We start from the raw sequence: 21146 nt of genomic DNA, 5'->3' as shown, positions 1-21146 counted from the left end.
ACGAGCTGGCTCTTTACGGGCCTGCAGGCGCTGTTTCTGCGTGCATAGCGCGCACATACCCTCCCCTCCCCCCATATCGTTGAGCCACACGTCACACACCCACCTAGGGGAGAGCGCATATGTTGGAGAATCCCGAAACCAAATACCGTCCGTTTCAACCCATTCCCTTGCAAAATCGCCAATGGCCCGCGCGGACCATCACGAAGCCGCCGATCTGGTTAAGCACGGATCTGCGCGACGGCAATCAAGCTCTTCGTGAACCGATGGGCATTGACGCCAAGCTTCGCATGTTCGACATGCTGACTGAGATTGGCTTCAAGGAAATCGAAGTGTCCTTCCCTTCCGCCTCGCAACCCGACTTCGATTTCGTTCGACGTTTGATCGAGGAAGACCGCATCCCGGATGATGTGACGATCCAAGTCCTGACCCAGGCGCGCGCGCCCCTTATTCGTCGCACCATGGAATCTCTGCGCGGCGCAAAAAAAGCCATCGTGCATGTCTATGCGGCCACGGCACCTAAATTCCGTGACAGCGTGTTAGGGATGTCTAAGCAGGACGTCATCGATATGGCCGTGGACAGCGTGAAGCTGATCCGCGAATTGGCGCAAAAACAGCCACGGACAGATTTTGCCCTAGAGTTCAGTCCCGAAGTCTTCAGCCAAACCGAGCTGACCTATGCCCAGTCTATCTGTGGCGCGGTCATGGATGCGTGGGGCGCGTCTCCACAGCGCAAGGTGATCTTGAATCTACCGGCCACGGTTGAGGCCAGTACGCCCAACGCCTATGCCGACATGATCGAATGCATGGGCCGTCTATTAGACAAACGCGATTCCGCCATCATCAGTCTGCATCCCCATAATGATCGCGGCACGGCTGTGGCAGCGGCGGAACAGGGGTTGCTGGCGGGCGCGGACCGCGTGGAAGGCTGCCTGTTCGGCAATGGCGAGCGAACGGGCAATGTCGATCTTGTCACCATGGCCTTGAACCTCTACACGCAAGGCATCAGCCCCGGCCTTGATTTCTCGAACATGGACGAGGTCATCGCCACTGTCGAGGAATTGACGAAGATTCCCGTAGGGGCGCGTCACCCCTATGCCGGTGAGCTGGTCTTCACGGCGTTTTCAGGATCGCATCAGGACGCGATCCGCAAGAATATGCCCGGAGAGAGTCACGCACAGCAGCATTGGGATGTACCCTATCTTCCCATTGATCCGAAAGATTTGGGTCGTTCCTATGAGGCCGTCATCCGAGTCAACAGCCAATCGGGCAAAGCTGGCGCGGCCTATCTTCTGGAGCAATCCTTGGGCGGCATCCAAACCCCGCGCGGCTTCCAGATCGAGTTCAGCAACATGGTGCAGGCACGAGCCGAAGCGACAGGCCGTGAGGTGACAACCGACGATATCGGACAGATATTCCGCGATGAATATCTGGGGCACCCCAAAGACCCAATCGCTCATTCCCGCCACCGCTTTAGCCAAAATGGCGATGATCGCGTCCAGAAAGTCGGGCTAACTCTGCAGATCGGCGGGCAAGAACAAAGCGTAACCGGCGAAGGCAACGGACCGGTTGACGCCGTCGTCAATGCTTTGAGTCTGCCGATTGATGTTCGTAACTTCGAAGAACGTTCCATGGGGCAAGGCTCGAACGCCAAGGCCATCGCTTTTGTGGAAATCGGTGTTAAAGACGGCAGCAAGCTATGGGGCGTTGGCATTCACGAGAACACCACCACGGCCTCGGTCCTGGCCGTGCTGGGCGGCGTCAATCGTGCGGCGCGGCAAGGCAAGTTGGATATCGATGCGCGGTTCCCGAAACTGTCCGTCGAACCAACCAGCCACCGCCCGGTTGATGTTCAATCCGGCAGACCCGAGAGGAACAACATCGGCTGAAACAAAGATAAATTCATCAAGACAGTAGCAGAGGCATCCTGAGCTGGGGGGCTTGGGATGCCTCATCATCCGTGAAGATCATGACTGACATCCTCGCGGTGGACGCGCGCTTTCTCAATCAGCATCATCAAAACGTTATGAAACTCAATCGGAGAGGTGATGCAGCGAATGGGCGACATAGCACCGCCCGTGCCATGCACCAGAACGTTGCCAAATCCCATGAGCCGTCCCAGGATGCTTTGATGGATGCTGGCACTTTCGACTTTCGCCAACAGAATTTCTACTGTCGAACGCTGGATGATCCCGACCTTCATGATCACTCGACGATTGGTCAGGACGATCTCGGTCGTAACTTGTCTTAAGAAAGCGATCAGCAGACTGACCACGCCCATCATCACCACGCCCATAGCCAACCACGAACCCAATTTATCCACGGGAATTTCGGGCATGGCCCCAGTCTTCAAAAGATCCGGCAACGGCAACCCGCCCATTTTGGGCGCGGCAACCGCAAAAGCCCCGCCGATCGCCGTCAGCAGCAGAGGCTGCAAGAACATCACCCAGTGCAGCACGCCATGAGCGCGGATTTGTTCTCCAGGCATTAAGACAGAGCGCGTATAACTGGACATCTTTTTTCTTTCCTCGATCAGACTGCCGCAGACGAATCGCTTTCCCGCATGGCCAGGAAGTGTTCGGCCTCCAAAGCCGCCATGCATCCCATACCCGCCGCCGTCACCGCTTGGCGGAATACCCGATCTTTCACATCGCCGGCGGCGAAAACGCCGGGAATATTGGTCGCCGTCGAATCCGGTTTGGTCAGGATATAGCCTTCTTTGTCTGTCTGCACCTGTCCATGAAACAAGGCGGTGGCTGGATCGTGACCAATGGCCACGAATACCCCATCGGCGGGCATGTCGCTCAGCGCGCCCGTCACCGTGTCCTTCAGGCGTAAGCCGGTCACGCTGCGCAAAGAGCCCTGGATGGTGCCCAATACCTCGTCCACCACGCTGTTCCAACGCACGCGAATCTTGGGATGATTCATCACGCGCTGATGCAGCACCTTCTCGCCCCGGAAAGAATCGCGTCGGTGAACCAGTGTCACCGTTTTGGCAAAATTGGTGAGGAATAAAGCCTCCTCCAGCGCAGAATTTCCCCCGCCGACCACAGCCACATCCTTACCGCGAAAGAAGAAACCGTCACATGTGGCGCAAGCCGATACGCCATAGCCACGAAACTCCTGCTCACCTGCCACGTTCAGCCAGCGTGCCTGAGCGCCCGTGCAGATGATCACCACATGGGCATGCCATGTGACGCCACTATCCGTTTCAATAACAAAAGGATATTGATTAAAATCAACCCGTGAGGCGGTATCTGCCTCCAATTTGGTGCCAACATGTGCCGCCTGGGCTGACATTTGCTCCATTAACCAGGGACCTTGCACAGGCTCGGCAAAACCGGGAAAATTTTCGACATCGCTGGTGATGGTCAACTGACCGCCGGGCTGCATTCCTTGCAAAACAACGGGTTGACGATTGGCGCGCGCGGCATAGATCGCGGCCGTATAGCCTGCCGGTCCCGCCCCGATAATCAGAATCTGCGCGGTTTGCGTGGTAGGGATGGGTGTGGTCATGGCGGCCTTGGATCCTTTATGCCAGCAGGGCGATGCGAGTCGAGTCGCGCTCAGGCTTAGCATATCCTGCGCCCAAGGGAAAAGCCGAAGGCTGGGGCATGTTGTCGGAAAGACCACATGGGGCAAGTTTTTCCCAATTCGGTGGTTGAAGACGACCGCAAATCGGCGTAGAAAAAATATCGGTTCGGTCTCTTGATTCAGCAGGATGGGCAAAGCATGCGCGACTGGCGTCAGACCATGGCGATGGCCTGGCTGATTGGCAATAATAGAGAATTTACACAGCGCATGTCGTTCACGGCAGCCGTGCTGATCGCTGTCGGCATGCTATTTTATGGGCAGGCCCATCCCGATACCGTCAGTCGTGCGCGTACACGCACCATGGATGCCTTCGCTCCTCTGTTGGATGCGCTGTCGCGTCCGGTGGACACCATGAATCAGGGCCTTCTTGGGCTGGAGCATGCCTCACAGATATACAGCGATAACGAACGCCTAAGGGCGGAAGTTGAGCATCTAAAGCAATGGCAGCAATTGGCCTTGAATCTGCAGGCTGAGAATGCCTCGCTGCGTGGCCTGATGAACTTTAAGCCCGACCCATCGGTCAGCTTTATTTCCGCGCGCGTCATCTCGGATCCTGGCGGACCTTTTCGTCGCAGCGTGATTGTGACGGCAGGCGAGCGCGACGGCGTCCGTACCGGGTTGGTGGCCATGAGCGGCGATGGCGTGGCCGGGCGCGTCATCGAGTCCGGGACTTGGTCTTCTCGCATTCTGTTGCTGACGGATTCTATATCGCGCCTGCCGGTTACGGTGGGCAGTGCCCGTGTACAGGCCATCCTGGCCGGTGATGGTAGCGCACGTCCCTCATTGATTTATTTGCCCACGGATTTTGAGGCCAAGCCGGGGGACCGCGTGGTGACCTCAGGCCAGGGCGGCATTTTCCCGGCGGATTTGGTCGTTGGCGTGGTGGCTGATGTGAAGGGCAATCGTGTTCAGATTTCCCTGACGGCTGGACTTGATCGGCTGGATGTTCTGCGTTTGGTGGATTTCCGCACGACGAATACCTTATTGGCGGGACTTAAAACGGCATCGCCGCCGCCCAACAACGGCGCGCCTGCCAAATCCTCCGGTATGCCCTGATGATCGGGGGATTCCTTGACGCGCTGGACCGGGGGGTTCGGCGTTCTTATCCGTTGGTCATTACATTGATGTTGACCCCTCTTGGCGGACTTGCGCTGCATATCCCGGGCATGGGATCCATTGCCCCTCCATTGGCCATGATGAGCCTGTTCTTCTGGTCGGCGCTGGCACCGTTGTTGATGCCCTTATGGGGCGCCTTGTTGTGCGGCGTGCTGCACGATCTCATCAGCGGGGGGCCTTTGGGGCTGGGTGCCTTGGGATTTGTGATAACCCGTCAGGCTGCCCTGATGGCTGCGCACATGTGGAACGTCACGGAGAGCTTCATGGCGCTGTGGCGCGGCTTTTCGCTGACATGCATCGCTATTGCCGCGTTGTCCTGGCTTATTGCGGCGGCAGTGACACCTGCCGCCGATGGTGGTTCTTTGCCTCCATTGGCACCTGTCGTGGTGCAAGCCGCCCTGGCCATCATTCTTTTCCCGTTGATCGCGGTGATCCTGTATCGGCTGAAACGCTTCTTCGGCGGATCATGAACTACCGTCATGGCTTTCATGCCGGCAGCACGGCGGATGTCTTTAAACATGTCGCTTTGTGCCTTGTCTTGTCTTGCCTGGCCCGTAAAGACGCGCCATTTCTGGTTTTAGACACGCATGCCGGAGCTGGGCTTTACGACCTGGAAAGTTCCCAAGCCCAGCGCAGTGCTGATGCCGAATCCGGCGTGTTGCGCTTGATCTCGTCCGGCCCCCTGCCCGCCTCTTTCGACTCCTATCTGCAAGGCCTTAAGGCCGCGAATGGCGGCCAGGATGCTTTGCGCCACTATCCCGGCTCGCCCAGCTTGATCCGGGGCATGCTGCGTGCAAACGACCAGTTGATCGCCATCGAAAAACATCCCCAAGAAGCCGCCCATTTGCGCGAATGCATGGGGCATGACCGCCGTGTGCGGGTATTGGAGCAAGACGGTTATGCCGCCCTTGCCTCTTGCCTGCCTCCGCCGCAACGCCGAGGGTTGGTGATGATCGATCCGCCTTTTGAGGCGGCGGATGAATGGGAGAATATTCTGCGCGGCCTGTCCCAAGCTCTGCGCCGCTTTGGTCACGGAATATATATGGTTTGGTATCCGATCAAGGATCGCATGGCCGCCTGGAGTTTTCACGAGAAAGCGATGGAGCTGGCGCCCAAACGCCCGATTTTGGTGGCCGAGCATTTCACGCACAGTCCCGACCGCATCGACCGCCTGAACGGTTCCGGCCTTTTGTTCATCAACGCGCCATGGTCTTTGGCGCAAACATTGTCAGATGAAGTTCTACCTTTGCTGAACGAGAGGTTCAGCGAAGATACCAGTGCCAGCCATGTGACAACGCTGCGCGCGGAAGCGTAGATGCCAGCCTAAACCGGTCGCGTCGTGGTGGCCGGCATATAGACGTTGCGGTTCTCGTCGCTTAACGGCTTAAAGCGGTTGGTGATGCCCAGCACGGTCTCGGCACCGCCCAAAAATAGCGCCCCATCGGGCTGCATCACCTTGACGATGCTGTCCAACACGCGCGATTTTGTGGGCTGATCAAAATAAATCAGCACATTGCGGCAGAAGACGACATCAAACGTGCCGATAGGGCCGAACTCGCCCAAAAGATTCAATTCTTGAAAGCTGACCATCTCGCGGATCTTGGGCGCGACCTGCCATTTATCGCCGCTCTTGGTGAAATATTTGACCAACATCGTGATCGGCAGTCCGCGCTGGACCTCGAATTGCGTATAGGTGCCGCTGCGCGCGCGTTCAAGGATTTCCGATGAAATATCGGTTCCAACAATCTCGATCTTCCAATCGGCCAGCCGCGCTCTTTCCTCGGACAATAAGATCGCCAGAGAATAAGCCTCTTGTCCGCTTGAAGCCGCCGCCGACCAGATGCGTATTTGCTTTTTGGCGGCGCGGGCTTCCATGAATTTGGGCAACAGAATCTGACGAAAAATGTCAAACGGCTTCTGGTCGCGGAAGAAGAACGACTCGTTGGTCATCATGGCGTCCAGAACCTGATGGATCAGACTTTCTTCACGCCTGTCACGCAGACGCTGGCTCAGCTCGTCAATGCTTGGCATGTTGTTGCGACGCGCCACGGGAACCAGGCGCGATTCGACCAAATAAGCCTTGTCGCGCGTCAGGACAACGCCCGAACGCTGGCGCACAAGATTGGCAATCCAGTCGAAGTCTTCGACCTTCATCCCGCCCCCCCTGTCGCCAAGCGACGGATGGAATCGGCAATCTGGTCTAAAGGCAAAATGGCCGTACACAGCCCCGCCACGGCTACGGCACCCGGCATACCCCAAACAACGCTGCTGGCCTCATCTTGCGCCAGCACGATTCCGCCTTCGGCCACCACGGACTCACATCCTTTGCAGCCATCACTGCCCATACCCGTCAAGATGACAGTCAGCAACTTGCGCCCATAGATCTTGGTCATGCTGCGCAACATCGGATCCACCGAGGGACGGCAGAAGTTTTCGGGCGCGTCCTTGTTCAGGCGCACACATATTTGATTACGGGCAAGATCACGATCAATCGTCATGTGATTGTCGCCGGGAGCCACATAGAAATGTCCGCCTTGGATGATCTCGCCTTCCTTAGCCTCAGTGCAGGGAATGCCGCATTGACGGCTGATATGTTCGGCCAGGATCGAGGTGAAGGTGGCGGGCATGTGCTGAGTCATCAGCACGGGTTGGGTCAAAGGTGGCCCGTTATGAGCCAAGCGTTCCAGAACTTTCATCAAAGCCTGCGGCCCGCCTGTCGAGCTGCCGATCGCAATGGCATCGGGCCGCTGAGGGATAACGGGCATCGAACGCAAGGTGATAACCGGTTTGACAACTTCCCTGGGCGCAGGAGCCGCGCGTTCGCGAACACCTGACATGGCATCAATATGTGACTTGCCCCGCCGAGCGGCATCGCCCAGCGCCCGGACCTTGGTCACGAATTCTTGACGAAAGATGCTGGTGCTGCCCATATCTCGCGTAGCTTGGGGCTTGGCGATATAATCGGTGGCCCCCGCCTCAAGAGCGCGAATGCTGATCTCGGCATTGCGCTGGGTCAATGTGGACGCCATGATGATCTTGACCGATGGCATCACCTTGAGCAGCAAAGGAATTGCCGTCAGACCATCCATCACCGGCATTTCTACATCCAGGACAATCACGTCCACCGGTTCATGCTGCAAGGTTGAAACAGCGATCTGCCCGTTGCCCACCGATGCGACAACCGTGATGCCGGGATCATTCTCAAGGGCGCGCGCCAACATGCCGCGCACGACCACGGAATCATCCACCACCATCACGCGTAGTGGCTGGCCGCTGGGCGTTTTGACTTGAGCGCCGGAAGATGGGGGTGAGTTCAAAGGATCAGCCACCGTATCGAACCTCCTTAGAGCAATCCAAGTTGTGTCAATTTGTCATGCAGAATCTCGCCATCGAACGGCTTCATGATGTATTCGTCCGCCCCTGCCGTCAGGGCGGCTTGAATTTTTTCCAGGTCGTTCTCGGTCGTGCAGAATATGACCTTGGGCGTAGCGCCTTCGGGCAACTGACGCAAAGCCACCAGGAATTCTAGTCCGTTCATGACCGGCATGTTCCAATCCAGCAAGATGCACATCGGCATGCCGAGCTTACAGGCATCCAGTGCCAGCTGACCGTTTTCGGCCTCTTCGCAGGCGAAGGACATCGACTCTAGGATTTTGCGTGCCACCTTGCGGATGACGCGGCTATCGTCGACGAGTAGACAGGTATTGGCCACGGAATCTGCCCCACCGTTCAGTCAATCCAATGCTTGTGATCACATTGATCACGTTTCAAAAACACTGCGCTTCATTCACGAAGATTTCCTTAACCAGTTCCGATAATGATAAGGCACGGTTGGCGTCTGACGCTAAGTTTGGACAACCTTATTTGTTGCAGGATAGGTGTGAAACATGCCATCGCACGTTACTAGATCGCCGATTGCGGCCTGTTTAGCATTCTCTCTAACGCTGTTTACATCTGCCGCTCTGCTCTTTGCTGTGCAGCCGATGGCGGGACGCATTCTGCTACCGATGTTGGGCGGTTCTCCGGCCACATGGCTGACGGCCATGGCTTTCTTTCAGATGGCGTTGCTGGCTGGCTATGCTCTGGCATGGGGATTATCCACACTTACCTCGCCGCGCGGACAGGCTGCCGTAATCCTGGGGCTATTGGCCGCCGGATTGTTGCTGATGCCGCCTACTGTGCCAAAAGGCTGGGTGGAGGAATTGACCCGGACACCCGCTCTGGCCGTGGTGACTGCCTTGGCAGCGGCGTTCGGCTTACCTTTTGTCGTCATGTCAACGCTTAGCGCCACGTTACAGCGCCTATACGCCCAAACGACACAAGCGGACCCGTATTTCTTGTTTGCCGCCAGCAACTTGGGCAGCTTCACAGGCCTGCTGATCTATCCTCTGGTGATCGAGAACATGATTGGACTTTCCAATCAATCGGCAGGATGGGGCTGGGGATATGCCGCCTTGATTCTCCTCGTCGCTTCATGCCTCGGATTGTCGTTACGCCAAGGCAAAGACACGTGCGAAGCGCTCCACCAATCTCCGACGATACGGTATAAGCAAGACGCCATTCCTTTGACGACCAAGTTACGCTGGCTGTGGCTGGCATTTTTGCCATCCAGCTTGATGCTAGGAGTGACATCATCCATCACGACGGATGTGGGATCCTTCCCGCTTCTGTGGGTCATGCCTTTGGCCCTATATCTACTGACCTTCGTTCTGGCCTTTGGTAAGAAAATTCAGACGCATGATGGAATGCAATTCATCGAACAGCCTTTCTTTGCCGCTTTGCAATTCTGGTTGTTGTTTCTGTTCAGTGGCGGCATGGCACCGGGATGGTGGGCTGTCCCCTGGCAATTGGCCGCTTTTGCCTCAACGGCATTGATGTGCCACCGCCTGCTGGCTCAAGAGCACCCCGATGCCAAGCATCTGACATTGTTCTATTTTTATCTCGCTCTGGGTGGTGCTTTGGGTGGCAGTTTTAATGCGTTTCTGGCTCCCATACTTTTCCCTTTGCCGATCGAATATCCGATTATCCTGGCTTTGGCCTGCGCCATGCATCCTGGGTATGACAACGAAGGAACCAAGAAAAGCGCCGTTATTTTTGGCTTGGCACTGATCCCTCTGTCTTTGGGAGCCGCTGCCTGGGCGTTTCTTGGTGAGCAAAATCAAAGATTCATGGGGGCTTTGATTGCGGGTACCCTGGCCCTCACCGTGGTGATGAATTTTACCTTATGTCTCTCGCAGCACCGCCGACGATGGAGTATCACCTGTCTGCTGGTTGTGCTACTGACAATATCCGTCGTACCACAACGTGTTGCACTTCATATTGAACGTAATTTCTTTGGTGTGATGCGTGTGGAAGACAAGCAGATCAAGGGCATCCCCGTGCGCGAACTGCTCCACGGCACCACCTTGCACGGCACCCAAGGCCTGACCGCCGAATATGAACATGAGCCCATCAGCTATTATCACCGCAGCGGTCCTGTCGGTGACGTGTTCGATGTCTTACAAAATGCCCATGATATTGGCATCATCGGCCTTGGCGCAGGCGGCCTCGCTTGCTACACGGCACCAGGCCGTCATTTTACCTATTATGAAATTGATCCTGCCGTTGAAACCGTGGCTCGCCAGTGGTTCAGCAATTTCCGGAATTGTGGCCCAGCGGAAGTGAAGATCGGTGATGGACGCAAACTACTCGAATTGGCCACAGACACCCAGCACGACCTCATCATCCTGGATGCGTTCTCATCTGACGCGATCCCGGTTCATTTGCTGACACAGGAAGCTTTTTCGGTTTATCGGCAGCGTTTAGCTCCGAATGGCATGATCGTGGTTCATATATCGAATCGTTATTTTAAGCTTGGACCTCCAATTGCGACCGTGGCCAAGCAATTGGGCATGAGCATTGTTCTGGGATCGAGCCTCAAAAAAACGCATCCACTGATGAACGAATCGATTTGGGTGGCGCTGAGCGACGATTTTTCGCAATTACAGCCGCTACGAGAACGAGGCTGGAAGGAGATAGGATTTTCTTCCCAAGAACGACCATGGAGTGATGATTATGCGCCTCTATTGCCAACATTGATGTCATTAAATCGGAAATAGATACAGTCTCAGTTATGCCAATCGGTTCCGCGGCTTGAAACGAATGGCGTTTCCGGTCTAAATATTGGACGAATCAGGCGGGATATTATGCGAGCCTTACATATCCATAAACAGTACAAAACTCGCGATATCCTTTGAACGAATATGCGACATTGAGGAGAGATGCGTGAGGCCGATCCGAAAGGATGGGGGAGATGATATCCCCTCGTATCTCGATACATGGACGAAAAAATCCAATCCGTTGCAACAAAGAGTGTTGCAGCTAAGTCATGATCTGGAAACTACGAAACGGGAGAATGTTCTGCTCGCCGCAGATGTGTGTGAGATGATTCAGCTGCGCAGTGAATTGCAATTCAGAAAGCGCCAGCTATCGATTTTGCATGCAAAACTTGAAGAACGCGACCGCCAACTATTGCACATGAGCATTCTTATAAATGCTTTTTACAAGAGCCGCTCTTGGCGATATTCATGGCCAGGCAGACTGGTAGGAAGAGCAATCCGTTCGCTGCTGGCGACTTACCGTATCTTCGATTTCATGACTCGCGCGACCGATCCCGTTCAACACAGCAAGCAGGGAATTCCCAAAACCGCTACGCAGTTCGCTGTCAATCTTATGACGCCCAACGCACAGGAAGTTTATCAGAGCCTGCGTCAGCGGATAGATGCCGTGTCGCATAGAGATTCCTGGCAGTCTGGTCTATGAAACTTCTTTTGGACCTTCAGTCGCTTCAAAATGCGTCTTCGCGCATGCGCGGGATCGGACGTTATGCGCGCGCATTATCGCGCGCGATGATCTTACAGGCCAAAGACAATATATCCGTCGAGGCCGTCTTGAATCTAAACATGTTCGAGGATCTGGAATGGGCAAAGGCCGCATTGGACGACTTATTACCTAAAGAAGCTTGGCATTGCTTCTCAACACCGGTTCCCATACGCGAATGCGATTCGCCCACCATGGCCAGGGTAAGGATGGCCGAGAAATTGCGTCAGTCCTTTCTGGCCGATCTGGGTGCCGACATGGTTCATGTCAGCAGCTTATTCGAAGGCTTTGTTGATGATTGCGTGACATCGCTATCGCCGCAATCTTCTTACGGTCAAGCGGCGACTCTGTACGACCTTATCCCCATGGCGCATCCCGAGTCGTATCTGGACAATCCAGTGATGAAGGCCTGGTATCTGCGCAAATTGGACATGCTGCGTCATGCCGATCTGCTGTTGGCTATATCCGAGCATTCGCGTCGTGAAGCCATAGATCGCTTAAAGATCGCACCAGAGCGCGTGGTGGCCATCATGGGCGATGTGGACCCCCAATTCGTGGCCAAAAAACTGTCATCAGACCAAGAAACCTCTTTGTGCTATCGCATGGGATTGGAACGCCCCTTTGTGATGTATACGGGGGGTGTTGACCCGCGCAAGAATCTGGATGCCCTGATCAAAGCTTTCGCGGCTTTGCCGGGTAAATTACGCCGCTCATACCAATTGGCGCTGGTATGCGCTATGAGTGACGACGACCGGCGCAGGTTGACGGCCCTGGCCGCCAAACACGGCCTGGGACCGCACGACATGGTCATTACCGGCTATATCAGCGATGCCGACCTTGTGGGAATGTACACCTTGTGTCGCCTGTTTGTGCTGCCTTCTCTGCATGAGGGTTTTGGCCTTCCCGTGCTGGAGGCCATGAGATGCAACGCGCCAGTGATCGCATCGAACACCAGCAGCATTCCCGAGATCATTGCCCTGCCCGAAGCCACTTTTGATCCCTATTCTGTTCCGTCTATCACCGGTACCATGCAGCGCGCCCTGACGGACGAAGGATTTCGAACGGCTATATTGGAATCAGGAACACGACAAGCGCGCAAATTCTCTTGGAAGGAAAGCGCCCGTATTAGTCTAGAGGCCATGCAAGAGGTTCATGATCGCCGCCAGGCTCCTGTGGCTATCCGATCAATCGGTCCAGCAGAAAAACCGCAGACAAAGAGACGCTTGCGTTTAGCCTATATTTCGCCTCTACCTCCTCAGCAATCCAGCGTCGCGGATTACAGCGCCGATCTGCTGCCTGAGCTGTTAGCGGACTACGATATCGACCTGATTACTGATCTAAAGGACATCAGCCACCCTCGCCTCGCTAACCATTTTCCTTTGGTTAGCATCGACACGTTTTCGCGCAATGCTCACCAATATGACAGAATTTTGTATCACTTCGGCACTTCGGAATTCCATGCCCATATGTTGGCTTTGCTAGAACGTTATCCGGGTACGGTCGTGCTGCATGATTTTTTTATCAGCGACCTATTGTATCTTCTTGAATCCGGTGGGCATAGGACATCAAGATTCCGGCTGGCTCTGTTCCACGCGCATGGCTATCTTGCGCTGAAACAGGCATCGAACGGTCAATCGGAAAAGGCGGCGTGGGCCTTCCCTTGCAACATTGGCATCCTCAAACTGGCTCAGGGCATAATCTTTCACTCGGAATACTCCATCGGCCTAGCACAGCAATGGTATGGCTTGGATGTCGGTAAACTTTTGACTCATATTCCCATGTTGCGTCGTGTTCCCTTGCCGGCCTCGCGCGCAAATGCACGGTCCTGGCTGCGGGTTCCTGAACACATTTTTGTGGCCTGCTGTTTCGGATTCATGAATTCAAATAAGATGAATGAAGAATTGCTTGATGCCTGGTTGTCTTCGTCTTTGGCGGCCAACCCGGAATGCACGTTGATTTTCGTCGGTGAATGCGTAGACAGTGCTTATTGGTCGAAGATAAACCAACGCCTTCGCATGATGGACGAAACGCAGAGTCGCGTCATCATGACAGGCCATGTGGATGAAGAAGCCTATAGGGATTATATGGCTGTGGCCGATGTGGCCATCCAACTGCACCGCGGTTCCTATGGCGATGCCTCGGTCGCCATAGTCGATTGCTTGGTCAATGGACTCCCTTTGATCGTGAATGCCCAAGGGACGGCCCATGATCTGCCCGGCACGGTCGTTTACAAAATTCCTGACGATTTCACGACCACCCAGCTTTCTCACGCAATTGAGACGCTCTACAAAGACCCCCAAAAACGTATGGATATTGGCGAGAAGGCAGCCTGCTATGCGCGTCAGACTTTTTCACCGGCGCATATCGGCGCGATGTATTACGAAGCCATTGAAGGCTTCGCACGAAAGCATCCGATCATCCAGCGTCATCGGGTGATGAACGAATTGGCGCAGGAAATAGCACATAGTAGTAACGCGTTACAAGATATCGACATCAAGGCTGCAGCCATCTGCATTGCACAAAACCATTCCTTGTCACTGACCCATCAACTGCTGATCGACATTTCCGAACTGGTCCAACGCGACTCGAAGAGCGGCATTCAACGCGTCGTGCGATGCATCCTGATGCATTTATTGGAAAGCCCCCCCCCAGGATGGCGAATTGAAACCGTCTATCGAGATGGCGGCATTTACCGTTATGCGCGACACTTCACCTGCGGCATGCTGGGAATTGAAAATCCAGGGTTAGAAAACGAACCGGTCGATGTAAATCCTGGCGACCATTTCCTGGGCCTCGATCTCGATATGTTGATGGTTGAGCAATCCTGGCGTTGGTTGAGCTATCATGCGCAGCGAGGCATGGATATCTCTTTTGTGGTCTATGATCTTCTGCCGGTTCGCCGCCCGGATTGTTTTATGTTCCAGGATGAGGGAGCCTTATTTAAAGAATGGCTGAACCGTCTGGCAAAAATAAGCACGGGACTGGTCGCGATCTCTCGTTCTGTTGCGAACGAAATCCGCGACTGGATTGATGGGATGCCCGATGCGCCATGCCGCGACCTCAAGCTGGGCTATTTCCACCTGGGCGCGGATATTGAAACGCTGGGCGTGACAAACAAATTGACGACAGAGGACGATGCTTTGGTCAAAGGCATCGCCACGGATGACGATATCATTCTGATGGTAGGAACGGTGGAGCCGCGCAAAGGTCACCGACAAGCCCTGGACGCCTTTGACATTCTTTGGAAGGAAGGCTCAAACGCCAAATTGGTTATAGTCGGCAAGCCGGGTTGGATGGTTGATGAGTTAATTCAGCGCCTTCAGAATCATCCCGAGATAAACAAACGCCTATTTTGGATGAAGGCTGCCAGCGATAATCTGTTGCTGGCTTGCTATCACCTGGCCACGGCTGCTTTGATCTGTTCTGAAGGTGAAGGCTTTGGCCTGCCTTTGATTGAAGCCGCACGGCACGGTAAGCCTATTATCACGCGTGATCTGCCGGTTTTTCGTGAAGTCGCCGGTGAACACGCTTATTATTTTGATGGCGAATCGGGCGAGGGGTTGGCCCGAACTGTGCGCGAATGGTTCAAACTGCACCGCCAGAACCATCATCCCAAGCCTGAAGGCATCCCCTGGCTTACATGGAAGGAAAGCGCCCATAACCTTAAAAAATTGCTGATGGAAGGGCCTTGGCTATATCACTGGCACCCTGGGCTGCGCCTATGTCAGTATGTGGGCGATCCTTCTTTACGAACAGTGATAGGTCAACGGAAAGGCCAGTGTATGATGACCACTGGCAAGGACGGTGTTCTGCTATCCGCCGATCCGCGCTCCATTTCGGTTGGAACCTGGCGACTTCGCGTGCAAGGTCATCTTGATGTTCCTGAGAACGCCAATGCCAAGATATCCCTGCTCTGCGGCGAAAGCGCGGATGTGATCCTTTGGCAAAGCGCGTTGCCGTCCTTTGTGGGGCATTGGCAGCCGCAGGAACATATCGTGTTAACCCAGAATGTGCAGAACATGACCTTCCGTCTCGAGGTGGATCATGCGGTCATAGGTGGAGTTATCGGATACGTCCTGGAGCGTACCGATATTGCACCCGAATCTTGAAATACTTGCCTGGTAGTCGGTTTTTAGATGAAAGCGGAACCGTTCCAGCCCCTTGTTTGACCTTTATTTCTCACCTATAAATTGGGCCGCACCCCATCGGAGACGCGATAATGGAAGCGATAATGAAAGACACACTGATCGCCAAACTGGATAAAAAAACCGCCATCATAGGTGTTGTCGGGTTGGGGTATGTTGGATTGCCGTTGATGCTGAGCTTCATAGAGGCCGGGTATCGCGTCATCGGCTTTGACATTGATGCAGATAAAATTGCCAAGCTCACACGCGGCGAAAGCTATATCGGGCATATTTCCGATGAATCCGTGGCCAAGGCGCGCGCATCGGGGTTTGAGCCAAGCTGTGATTTCGCCCGTGCAGCCGAGGCGGACGCGCTGATCATGTGCGTGCCCACGCCGCTGGATAAGCAACGCGAGCCTGATCTAAGCTTTGTCCTAAACACCACCGAGCAATTGGTGCCCTGGCTGCGTTCCGGTCAGATCGTGGCCCTGGAAAGCACCACCTATCCCGGCACGACGGAAGAGGAAATCCGTCCGCGCGTGGAATCGCGCGGCTTGCGGGTGGGAACAGATATTTTTCTGGTCTTCTCTCCCGAGCGCGAAGATCCCGGCAATCCCCATTTTTGCACACGCACCATTCCCAAAGTCTGCGGCGGCAGCACACCGGCCTGCCTAGAGGCGGGGATCGCGCTGTATCGTCAGGTCATCGATAAAGTGGTGCCCGTCAGCTCCACACGCGCCGCCGAACTGACCAAATTGCTGGAAAACATCCATCGTGCTGTCAATATTGGCCTGGTCAACGAGATGAAGATCATCGCCGACCGCATGGGCATTGATATTCATGAAGTCATCCGCGCCGCCGCCACCAAGCCCTTTGGCTTTGTGGCCTATTACCCCGGACCGGGCTGGGGCGGACACTGCATCCCCATTGATCCCTTCTATCTTACCTGGAAGGCGCGCGAATACGGTTTGCACACCCGCTTTATCGAATTGGCGGGCGAGGTCAATTGCGCCATGCCCGAATGGGTCATGCACAAGGTCGCGGACGCGCTGAATGATCGTCAAAAATCTATTCGCGGCAGCAAGGTTCTGGTGCTGGGCATCGCCTATAAAAAGAACATCGACGACATGCGGGAATCGCCCTCGGTCAAGATCATGGAATTGCTGCGCGCCAAGGGAGCTGAAGTTTCTTACAGCGACCCCTATCTGCCCAGCTTCCCCAAGATGCGCGAACACAGCTTTGATCTGAACAGCGTTGCGCTGACTCCCGAATCGGTGGCCGCGTACGATGTCGTCCTGGTTGCCACGAACCACGACGCCTTCGACTACGCCATGATCCGCGCCCATGCGCCGTTGATCGTGGATACGCGCGGCGTCTATCTGGAACCCGCACCCCACATCGTCAAGGCATGACCCTTGCGCGATTTACATAACGAGGTCCGTATGCCCATCGTTTTCGACCATACCCGACATTCGGAAACATGCTGATGGATAGCGTCGTTACGGCTTCCACCGATCTACTCATGGCTTCCCCGTTTACAGAGGGCAAGACGCTTCTGGTCGCCATCCCCTGTTTGAACGAGGCAGAAACCATCGCCAAGGTCATTGGTCAGATACCGACTTCCATCGTCGGCATTGGACGCATTGATATTCTTGTTGTGGACGACGGTTCGACCGATGACACCGCCGAAAAAGCGCGGCTTGCCGGTGCCATGGTGCATAGCCATGGAGTGAATCGTGGCGTGGGTGCTGCCTTTCAATCCGCCGTGGTCTTTGCCGTTGATCATAGCTATGACGTGATGATCAATATTGACGGCGATGGCCAGTTTGATCCGCAAGATATTCACAAATTGGTGCCCCCAGTACTTGAAGGTAAGGCAGATATGGTCACCGCGTCGCGTTTCAAGGACCGCGACCTAACCCCTGACATGCCGCGCGTCAAGCTGATGGGCAATCACATGATGTCTTGGCTGATCAGTCGGTTGGTCCGCAAGAAATTCGCGGACGTGTCATGCGGATTTCGTTGCTATGGAAGAGAAGCGTTGCTGCAAATCAATCTGCACGGTGCCTTCACCTATACCCAAGAAACCTTTTTGGACTTCGCCGCCAAGAATATCCGCATCATGGAAGTGCCGGTGATCGTGCGTTACTTCGGCGATCGGAAATCGCGTGTGGCCAGTAGCATTCTTAAATACGCGATGAATACCGCCACGATCATTTTTCGGTCGTATCGCGACTATTTCCCCTTACGCTTTTTCTTGGGCATCGCATTGGCCTTCGCCGTTCCGTCATTGGCCTTTGGGGCCCTGTTTGCCGGGCGTTTTCTTTTGACCGGCGAATTCAAGGGCTATTATTTCGCTGGCTCCCTTTCGGCCTTCCTGATGATCCTGGCCATGCTGTTCGTCATGGTCGGCATCGTCGCCGACATGTTAGACAAAGTGCGCTGTAACCAAGACCGCATTCTTTACCTCTTGCGCAAACAAGGGTCACTGGCGCGGCGGCAAGATCCCCCAAAGTCGGCCCCTTCGATAGATTAGGAGACGTGATGTCCAGCCAAGATATCCCTGCTTGTCCCGTATGTGGATCATCACTAAATCCAACTGCCACCGACTGGATCAAGAAATGTACGGGGTGCGGATTCTTGATGTCCAGCCTGCCTATTCGTATTGGACAGCCCGATTCCGATGCCGTGGCCGAAGACATACGGCGCGAGGCACTTGGCGAATTACGGCGCTTTAATTTCGATCTGACCCTTGACCACATCGCCAAACTGACACCTGCAACGGGCAAACGTTTATTGGATGTCGGATGCGCCCATGGTTGGTTTTTGGAGGCGGCCGCCAAGCGCGGCCATGCATGCTTTGGCGTGGAGCCTGACGCGGATGTCGTCGAACCCGAGGCGCGCCGCGTCGCCACCATCTGGAACGGCTTCTTCCCCGACGCCGTGCCGCAGGGTGAGACATTCGATATCATCAGCTGGAACGATTCCCTAGAACATCTGCCCAATCCGCGCATGGCCGTGCAAGAGAGCTTTGCTCGCCTAAGATCGGGCGGATTGCTGGTCGTCAAGGTTCCGTCGGCGGATGGGTTGTTCTTTCGCGCCGCCGCGCTGGCCTCTGTACTGGGCGTGCATGGGCCGCGCGACCGCATGTGGCAAAAACCCTTCCCGTCCCCACATATCAGCTACTTCAATCGCAGCCAACTGACACGGATGACGGCATCTGCTGGGTTTGTGCCTGCCGCAAGCCACGAATTGCAGGCCGTCTCGCCCAAGGCGCTGTGGAATCGGATTTGCTATGACAAGTCCATCTCGAAACCTGCGGCGATTGCCTCATGGGCAGCATCCATGATGTTGGTACCGTTGTTACGCATCTTCCCATCGGACGCGATGCTGGAAATCTTCAAGAAGCCATGACATTTCTTGCCTTAAGAGCAGGAAAAATGGTGGGCAATATGGGAAGATGCTAATAGAGTGCGCGGCGGCAAACGGCTTCGGTGAAAAAGGGGGTAGAATATGTGTGGCATATTCGGAATTGTGCTGGGTCAGGGCAACGCGCTATCCAACGAAGCCATCGACGCGCTGACGCAAAGGCTATTTCGTCTGTCGCAGCATCGCGGCAAAGAGGCGGCTGGAATTGCTATTCGTTGCGGTGGACGTATCCGTTATTTCAAGAGATCGATTCCGGCCTCGCAGATGCTAAGAAGCCCAGAATACCAGGCCTATTTTGAGTCGTGTCTGAGTGACCGCCGCCCTGGCGAAGCAATCGCCATCATCGGCCATTCCCGCCTGGTCACCAATGGTAGTCAGGGGCTTGAGGACAACAATCAACCTGTCGTGACCGATCACATCGTCGGCGTTCATAACGGCATTATCGTCAATGATGCGGCTTTGTGGGCGCGGCACCCCGACCTGACCCGCCGATTCGAGGTCGATACCGAGGTTCTTTACCGCCTGGTTGAAAAAGAATACGCCGCCACAGGGAGCCTCCCGGCGGCCATCGGTCGGACATATGCGCAGTTAGAGGGCGAGGCATCCATCGCCTTTCACTTCGACGCCGAGGACAAATTGGGCCTGGCCACCAATGTCGGTTCGCTTTATTACGCCCATGCGCCGCAAGATAAATTCTTTGTCTTTGCGTCGGAGGGTTACTTCATCCGCCAATTGCTGCGTCACCCTGCCCTTGTTGACCATCGACTGAGCTGTACGGAAAAGCAACTGAAGCCAGGCTATGGGCAGCTGATCGACATCCAAGACAGCCATGCGGAACTCTTTGTCCTTACCCAGGCGGAGAAGGAAACAGGCCAGGCACATTCCTCGTCTGCGACCATCAGTGATGAATCGCCCCGTACCCGTGAATTGCGACGATGCACGAAATGCGTTCTGCCTCACACTTTCCCCTATATCAGCTTCGACTCGGAAGGCGTGTGTAACTTTTGCCGTGAACCCGCGCATACACGTCCCTTTGACCGTGAAGCTTTGGAGCGGAGGCTGGCTCCCTTGCGTAGCCGCGATGGCAGCCCCGATTGCGTCGTCGCGCTCAGCGGCGGGCGTGATAGCTGTTATGGCCTGCATGTCTTGAAGCATGAAATGGGCATGAACCCCGTTGCCTATACCTATGACTGGGCCATGGTCACCGACGAGGCCAGGCGCAATTGCGCCCGCGTATGTGGCAAACTGGGCGTCGAGCATATCATCCGATCCGCCGATATCATCAACAAGCGCCGCAATATCCGCCTGAACATCGAAGCGTGGTTGAAACGGCCAGAGCTGGGGATGATCCCGCTGTTCATGGCGGGCGACAAGCAGTTCTTCTATTTTGCCAGCCAAGTCGCACGGCAGACGAAAGCGCCGCTGGTTATCTTTTGCGCAGGCAACAATCTAGAGCTGACACGATTCAAGACTGGATTTTGTGGCGTGCAGGACCGAAGCGACAATAACATGCTGGGCCTGGATCTGGCAGGTAAGCTCAAAATGCTGGCCTATTACGCCAAGAATATCGCCCTGAACCCGGCCTATTTGAACCGGTCATTGGCAGACACACTGTTCGGTTTTTATTCGACCTATATCGGCCGCGAGGACATGATTTATCTTTACAGCTATCTGGATTGGAACGAGCAAACCATCGCCAAGACCCTGCGCGATGAATACGGCTGGGAAAGCTCTCCCGATGCATCCAGCACATGGCGCATCGGCGACGGCACGGCATCTTTCTACAACTACATCTACCATAGCATTGCGGGCTTTAGCGAACACGACACCTTCCGTAGCAACCAAATCCGCGCGGGACTGATCACCCGCGACGAGGCCATGAAGGCCATCGCACGAGACAATCAACCTCGCTTCGAATCTATGCGTGAATACGCCCAATTGGTCGGTTTTAACCTGGATGCGGCGTTATCGGTCATCAACAACACACAGAAGTTACGCTAGTCTTACCACCGAGGCCGGATAAGATCG

Annotated in this window: 16 protein-coding genes; 11 read left to right on the top strand and 5 right to left on the bottom strand. The window is 55.1% G+C overall.

From position 1 onward, the window contains the following. Nucleotides 1-119 precede the first annotated feature (119 nt). Entirely contained in the window at nt 120-1886 is a 1767-nt protein-coding gene (leuA, locus tag IPI58_01505; protein QQR69384.1) for a 2-isopropylmalate synthase, read from the top strand. Between the two features lie 65 nt (nt 1887-1951). On the opposite strand, the gene IPI58_01500 is transcribed toward leuA, so the two are convergent. Together IPI58_01500 and trxB are read right to left on the bottom strand one after the other, a co-directional pair. Further along, entirely contained in the window at nt 1952-2512 is a 561-nt protein-coding gene (locus IPI58_01500; GenBank protein ID QQR69383.1) for a PH domain-containing protein, read from the bottom strand. A gap of 17 nt (nt 2513-2529) precedes the next feature. Next, complete coding sequence (gene trxB, locus IPI58_01495; GenBank protein QQR69382.1) at nt 2530-3513, bottom strand: thioredoxin-disulfide reductase; 984 nt, start codon at nt 3511-3513, stop codon at nt 2530-2532. 216 nt (nt 3514-3729) lie between these two features. Here trxB and mreC point away from each other — a divergent pair, with 216 nt between their 5' ends. The 3 genes from mreC (at nt 3730) to IPI58_01480 (ending at nt 6022) form a co-directional block, all read left to right on the top strand. Next, the gene (gene mreC / locus IPI58_01490) at nt 3730-4647 is read left to right on the top strand and encodes a rod shape-determining protein MreC (protein QQR69381.1); all 918 of its coding nucleotides are present in this window, start codon (nt 3730-3732) and stop codon (nt 4645-4647) included. A 68-nt stretch (nt 4648-4715) separates the two neighbouring features. Next, the gene (mreD, locus tag IPI58_01485) at nt 4716-5177 is read left to right on the top strand and encodes a rod shape-determining protein MreD (protein QQR69380.1); all 462 of its coding nucleotides are present in this window, start codon (nt 4716-4718) and stop codon (nt 5175-5177) included. Further along, nucleotides 5174-6022, top strand: a complete 849-nt coding sequence (locus IPI58_01480; protein QQR69379.1) for a 23S rRNA (adenine(2030)-N(6))-methyltransferase RlmJ — start codon at nt 5174-5176, stop codon at nt 6020-6022. The genes mreD and IPI58_01480 overlap by 4 nt, the downstream gene beginning before the upstream one ends. An 8-nt stretch (nt 6023-6030) precedes the next feature. Here IPI58_01480 and IPI58_01475 read toward each other — a convergent pair whose 3' ends face one another. From IPI58_01475 to IPI58_01465, 3 genes are all read right to left on the bottom strand, one after another. Further along, complete coding sequence (locus tag IPI58_01475; GenBank protein QQR69378.1) at nt 6031-6861, bottom strand: protein-glutamate O-methyltransferase CheR; 831 nt, start codon at nt 6859-6861, stop codon at nt 6031-6033. Next, nucleotides 6858-7961, bottom strand: a complete 1104-nt coding sequence (locus IPI58_01470) for a chemotaxis response regulator protein-glutamate methylesterase (protein ID QQR69994.1) — start codon at nt 7959-7961, stop codon at nt 6858-6860. The genes IPI58_01475 and IPI58_01470 overlap by 4 nt, the downstream gene beginning before the upstream one ends. A gap of 89 nt (nt 7962-8050) precedes the next feature. Further along, on the bottom strand, nt 8051-8419 hold the full coding sequence (locus IPI58_01465; GenBank protein QQR69377.1) for a response regulator: 369 nt from the start codon (nt 8417-8419) through the stop codon (nt 8051-8053). A 271-nt stretch (nt 8420-8690) separates the two neighbouring features. Between IPI58_01465 and IPI58_01460 the strand changes: the two genes are divergently transcribed. The 7 genes from IPI58_01460 (at nt 8691) to IPI58_01430 (ending at nt 21119) form a co-directional block, all read left to right on the top strand. Beyond that, complete coding sequence (locus IPI58_01460) at nt 8691-10805, top strand: fused MFS/spermidine synthase (GenBank protein ID QQR69376.1); 2115 nt, start codon at nt 8691-8693, stop codon at nt 10803-10805. Nucleotides 10806-10971: 166 nt separating this feature from the next. Further along, nucleotides 10972-11508, top strand: a complete 537-nt coding sequence (locus IPI58_01455) for a hypothetical protein (protein QQR69375.1) — start codon at nt 10972-10974, stop codon at nt 11506-11508. Continuing rightward, the gene (locus IPI58_01450; protein ID QQR69374.1) at nt 11505-15674 is read left to right on the top strand and encodes a glycosyltransferase; all 4170 of its coding nucleotides are present in this window, start codon (nt 11505-11507) and stop codon (nt 15672-15674) included. The genes IPI58_01455 and IPI58_01450 overlap by 4 nt, the downstream gene beginning before the upstream one ends. 122 nt (nt 15675-15796) lie before the next feature. Further along, entirely contained in the window at nt 15797-17101 is a 1305-nt protein-coding gene (locus tag IPI58_01445) for a nucleotide sugar dehydrogenase (GenBank protein QQR69373.1), read from the top strand. 74 nt (nt 17102-17175) lie between these two features. Beyond that, nucleotides 17176-18225: a glycosyltransferase family 2 protein gene (locus IPI58_01440; protein QQR69372.1), complete on the top strand. Its 1050-nt coding sequence runs from the start codon at nt 17176-17178 to the stop codon at nt 18223-18225. Between the two features lie 107 nt (nt 18226-18332). After that, nucleotides 18333-19103, top strand: coding sequence for a class I SAM-dependent methyltransferase (locus IPI58_01435; protein ID QQR69371.1), 771 nt, complete (start codon nt 18333-18335; stop codon nt 19101-19103). A 99-nt stretch (nt 19104-19202) separates the two neighbouring features. Continuing rightward, the gene (locus IPI58_01430; protein ID QQR69370.1) at nt 19203-21119 is read left to right on the top strand and encodes a hypothetical protein; all 1917 of its coding nucleotides are present in this window, start codon (nt 19203-19205) and stop codon (nt 21117-21119) included. The last annotated feature ends 27 nt before the right edge of the window (nt 21120-21146 follow it).

The sequence above is a fragment of the Alphaproteobacteria bacterium genome, assembly GCA_016699305.1.
In the GTDB taxonomy this organism is placed as follows: Bacteria; Pseudomonadota; Alphaproteobacteria.
Note: the sequence above shows the minus strand (reverse complement) of the source record. Positions and strands in the feature narration are given on the sequence as shown.

Excerpts from the sequence above, each read along its gene's own strand:
- leuA (QQR69384.1), top strand. The coding sequence starts at position 120 with ATGTTGGAGAATCCCGAAACCAAATACCGTCCGTTTCAACCCATTCCC.
- IPI58_01500 (QQR69383.1), bottom strand. The coding sequence starts at position 2,512 with ATGTCCAGTTATACGCGCTCTGTCTTAATGCCTGGAGAACAAATCCGC.
- trxB (QQR69382.1), bottom strand. The coding sequence starts at position 3,513 with ATGACCACACCCATCCCTACCACGCAAACCGCGCAGATTCTGATTATC.
- mreC (QQR69381.1), top strand. The coding sequence starts at position 3,730 with ATGCGCGACTGGCGTCAGACCATGGCGATGGCCTGGCTGATTGGCAAT.
- mreD (QQR69380.1), top strand. The coding sequence starts at position 4,716 with ATGTTGACCCCTCTTGGCGGACTTGCGCTGCATATCCCGGGCATGGGA.
- IPI58_01480 (QQR69379.1), top strand. The coding sequence starts at position 5,174 with ATGAACTACCGTCATGGCTTTCATGCCGGCAGCACGGCGGATGTCTTT.
- IPI58_01475 (QQR69378.1), bottom strand. The coding sequence starts at position 6,861 with ATGAAGGTCGAAGACTTCGACTGGATTGCCAATCTTGTGCGCCAGCGT.
- IPI58_01470 (QQR69994.1), bottom strand. The coding sequence starts at position 7,961 with ATGGTGGTGGATGATTCCGTGGTCGTGCGCGGCATGTTGGCGCGCGCC.
- IPI58_01460 (QQR69376.1), top strand. The coding sequence starts at position 8,691 with ATGGCGGGACGCATTCTGCTACCGATGTTGGGCGGTTCTCCGGCCACA.
- IPI58_01450 (QQR69374.1), top strand. The coding sequence starts at position 11,505 with ATGAAACTTCTTTTGGACCTTCAGTCGCTTCAAAATGCGTCTTCGCGC.
- IPI58_01445 (QQR69373.1), top strand. The coding sequence starts at position 15,797 with ATGAAAGACACACTGATCGCCAAACTGGATAAAAAAACCGCCATCATA.
- IPI58_01440 (QQR69372.1), top strand. The coding sequence starts at position 17,176 with ATGGATAGCGTCGTTACGGCTTCCACCGATCTACTCATGGCTTCCCCG.
- IPI58_01435 (QQR69371.1), top strand. The coding sequence starts at position 18,333 with ATGTCCAGCCTGCCTATTCGTATTGGACAGCCCGATTCCGATGCCGTG.
- IPI58_01430 (QQR69370.1), top strand. The coding sequence starts at position 19,203 with ATGTGTGGCATATTCGGAATTGTGCTGGGTCAGGGCAACGCGCTATCC.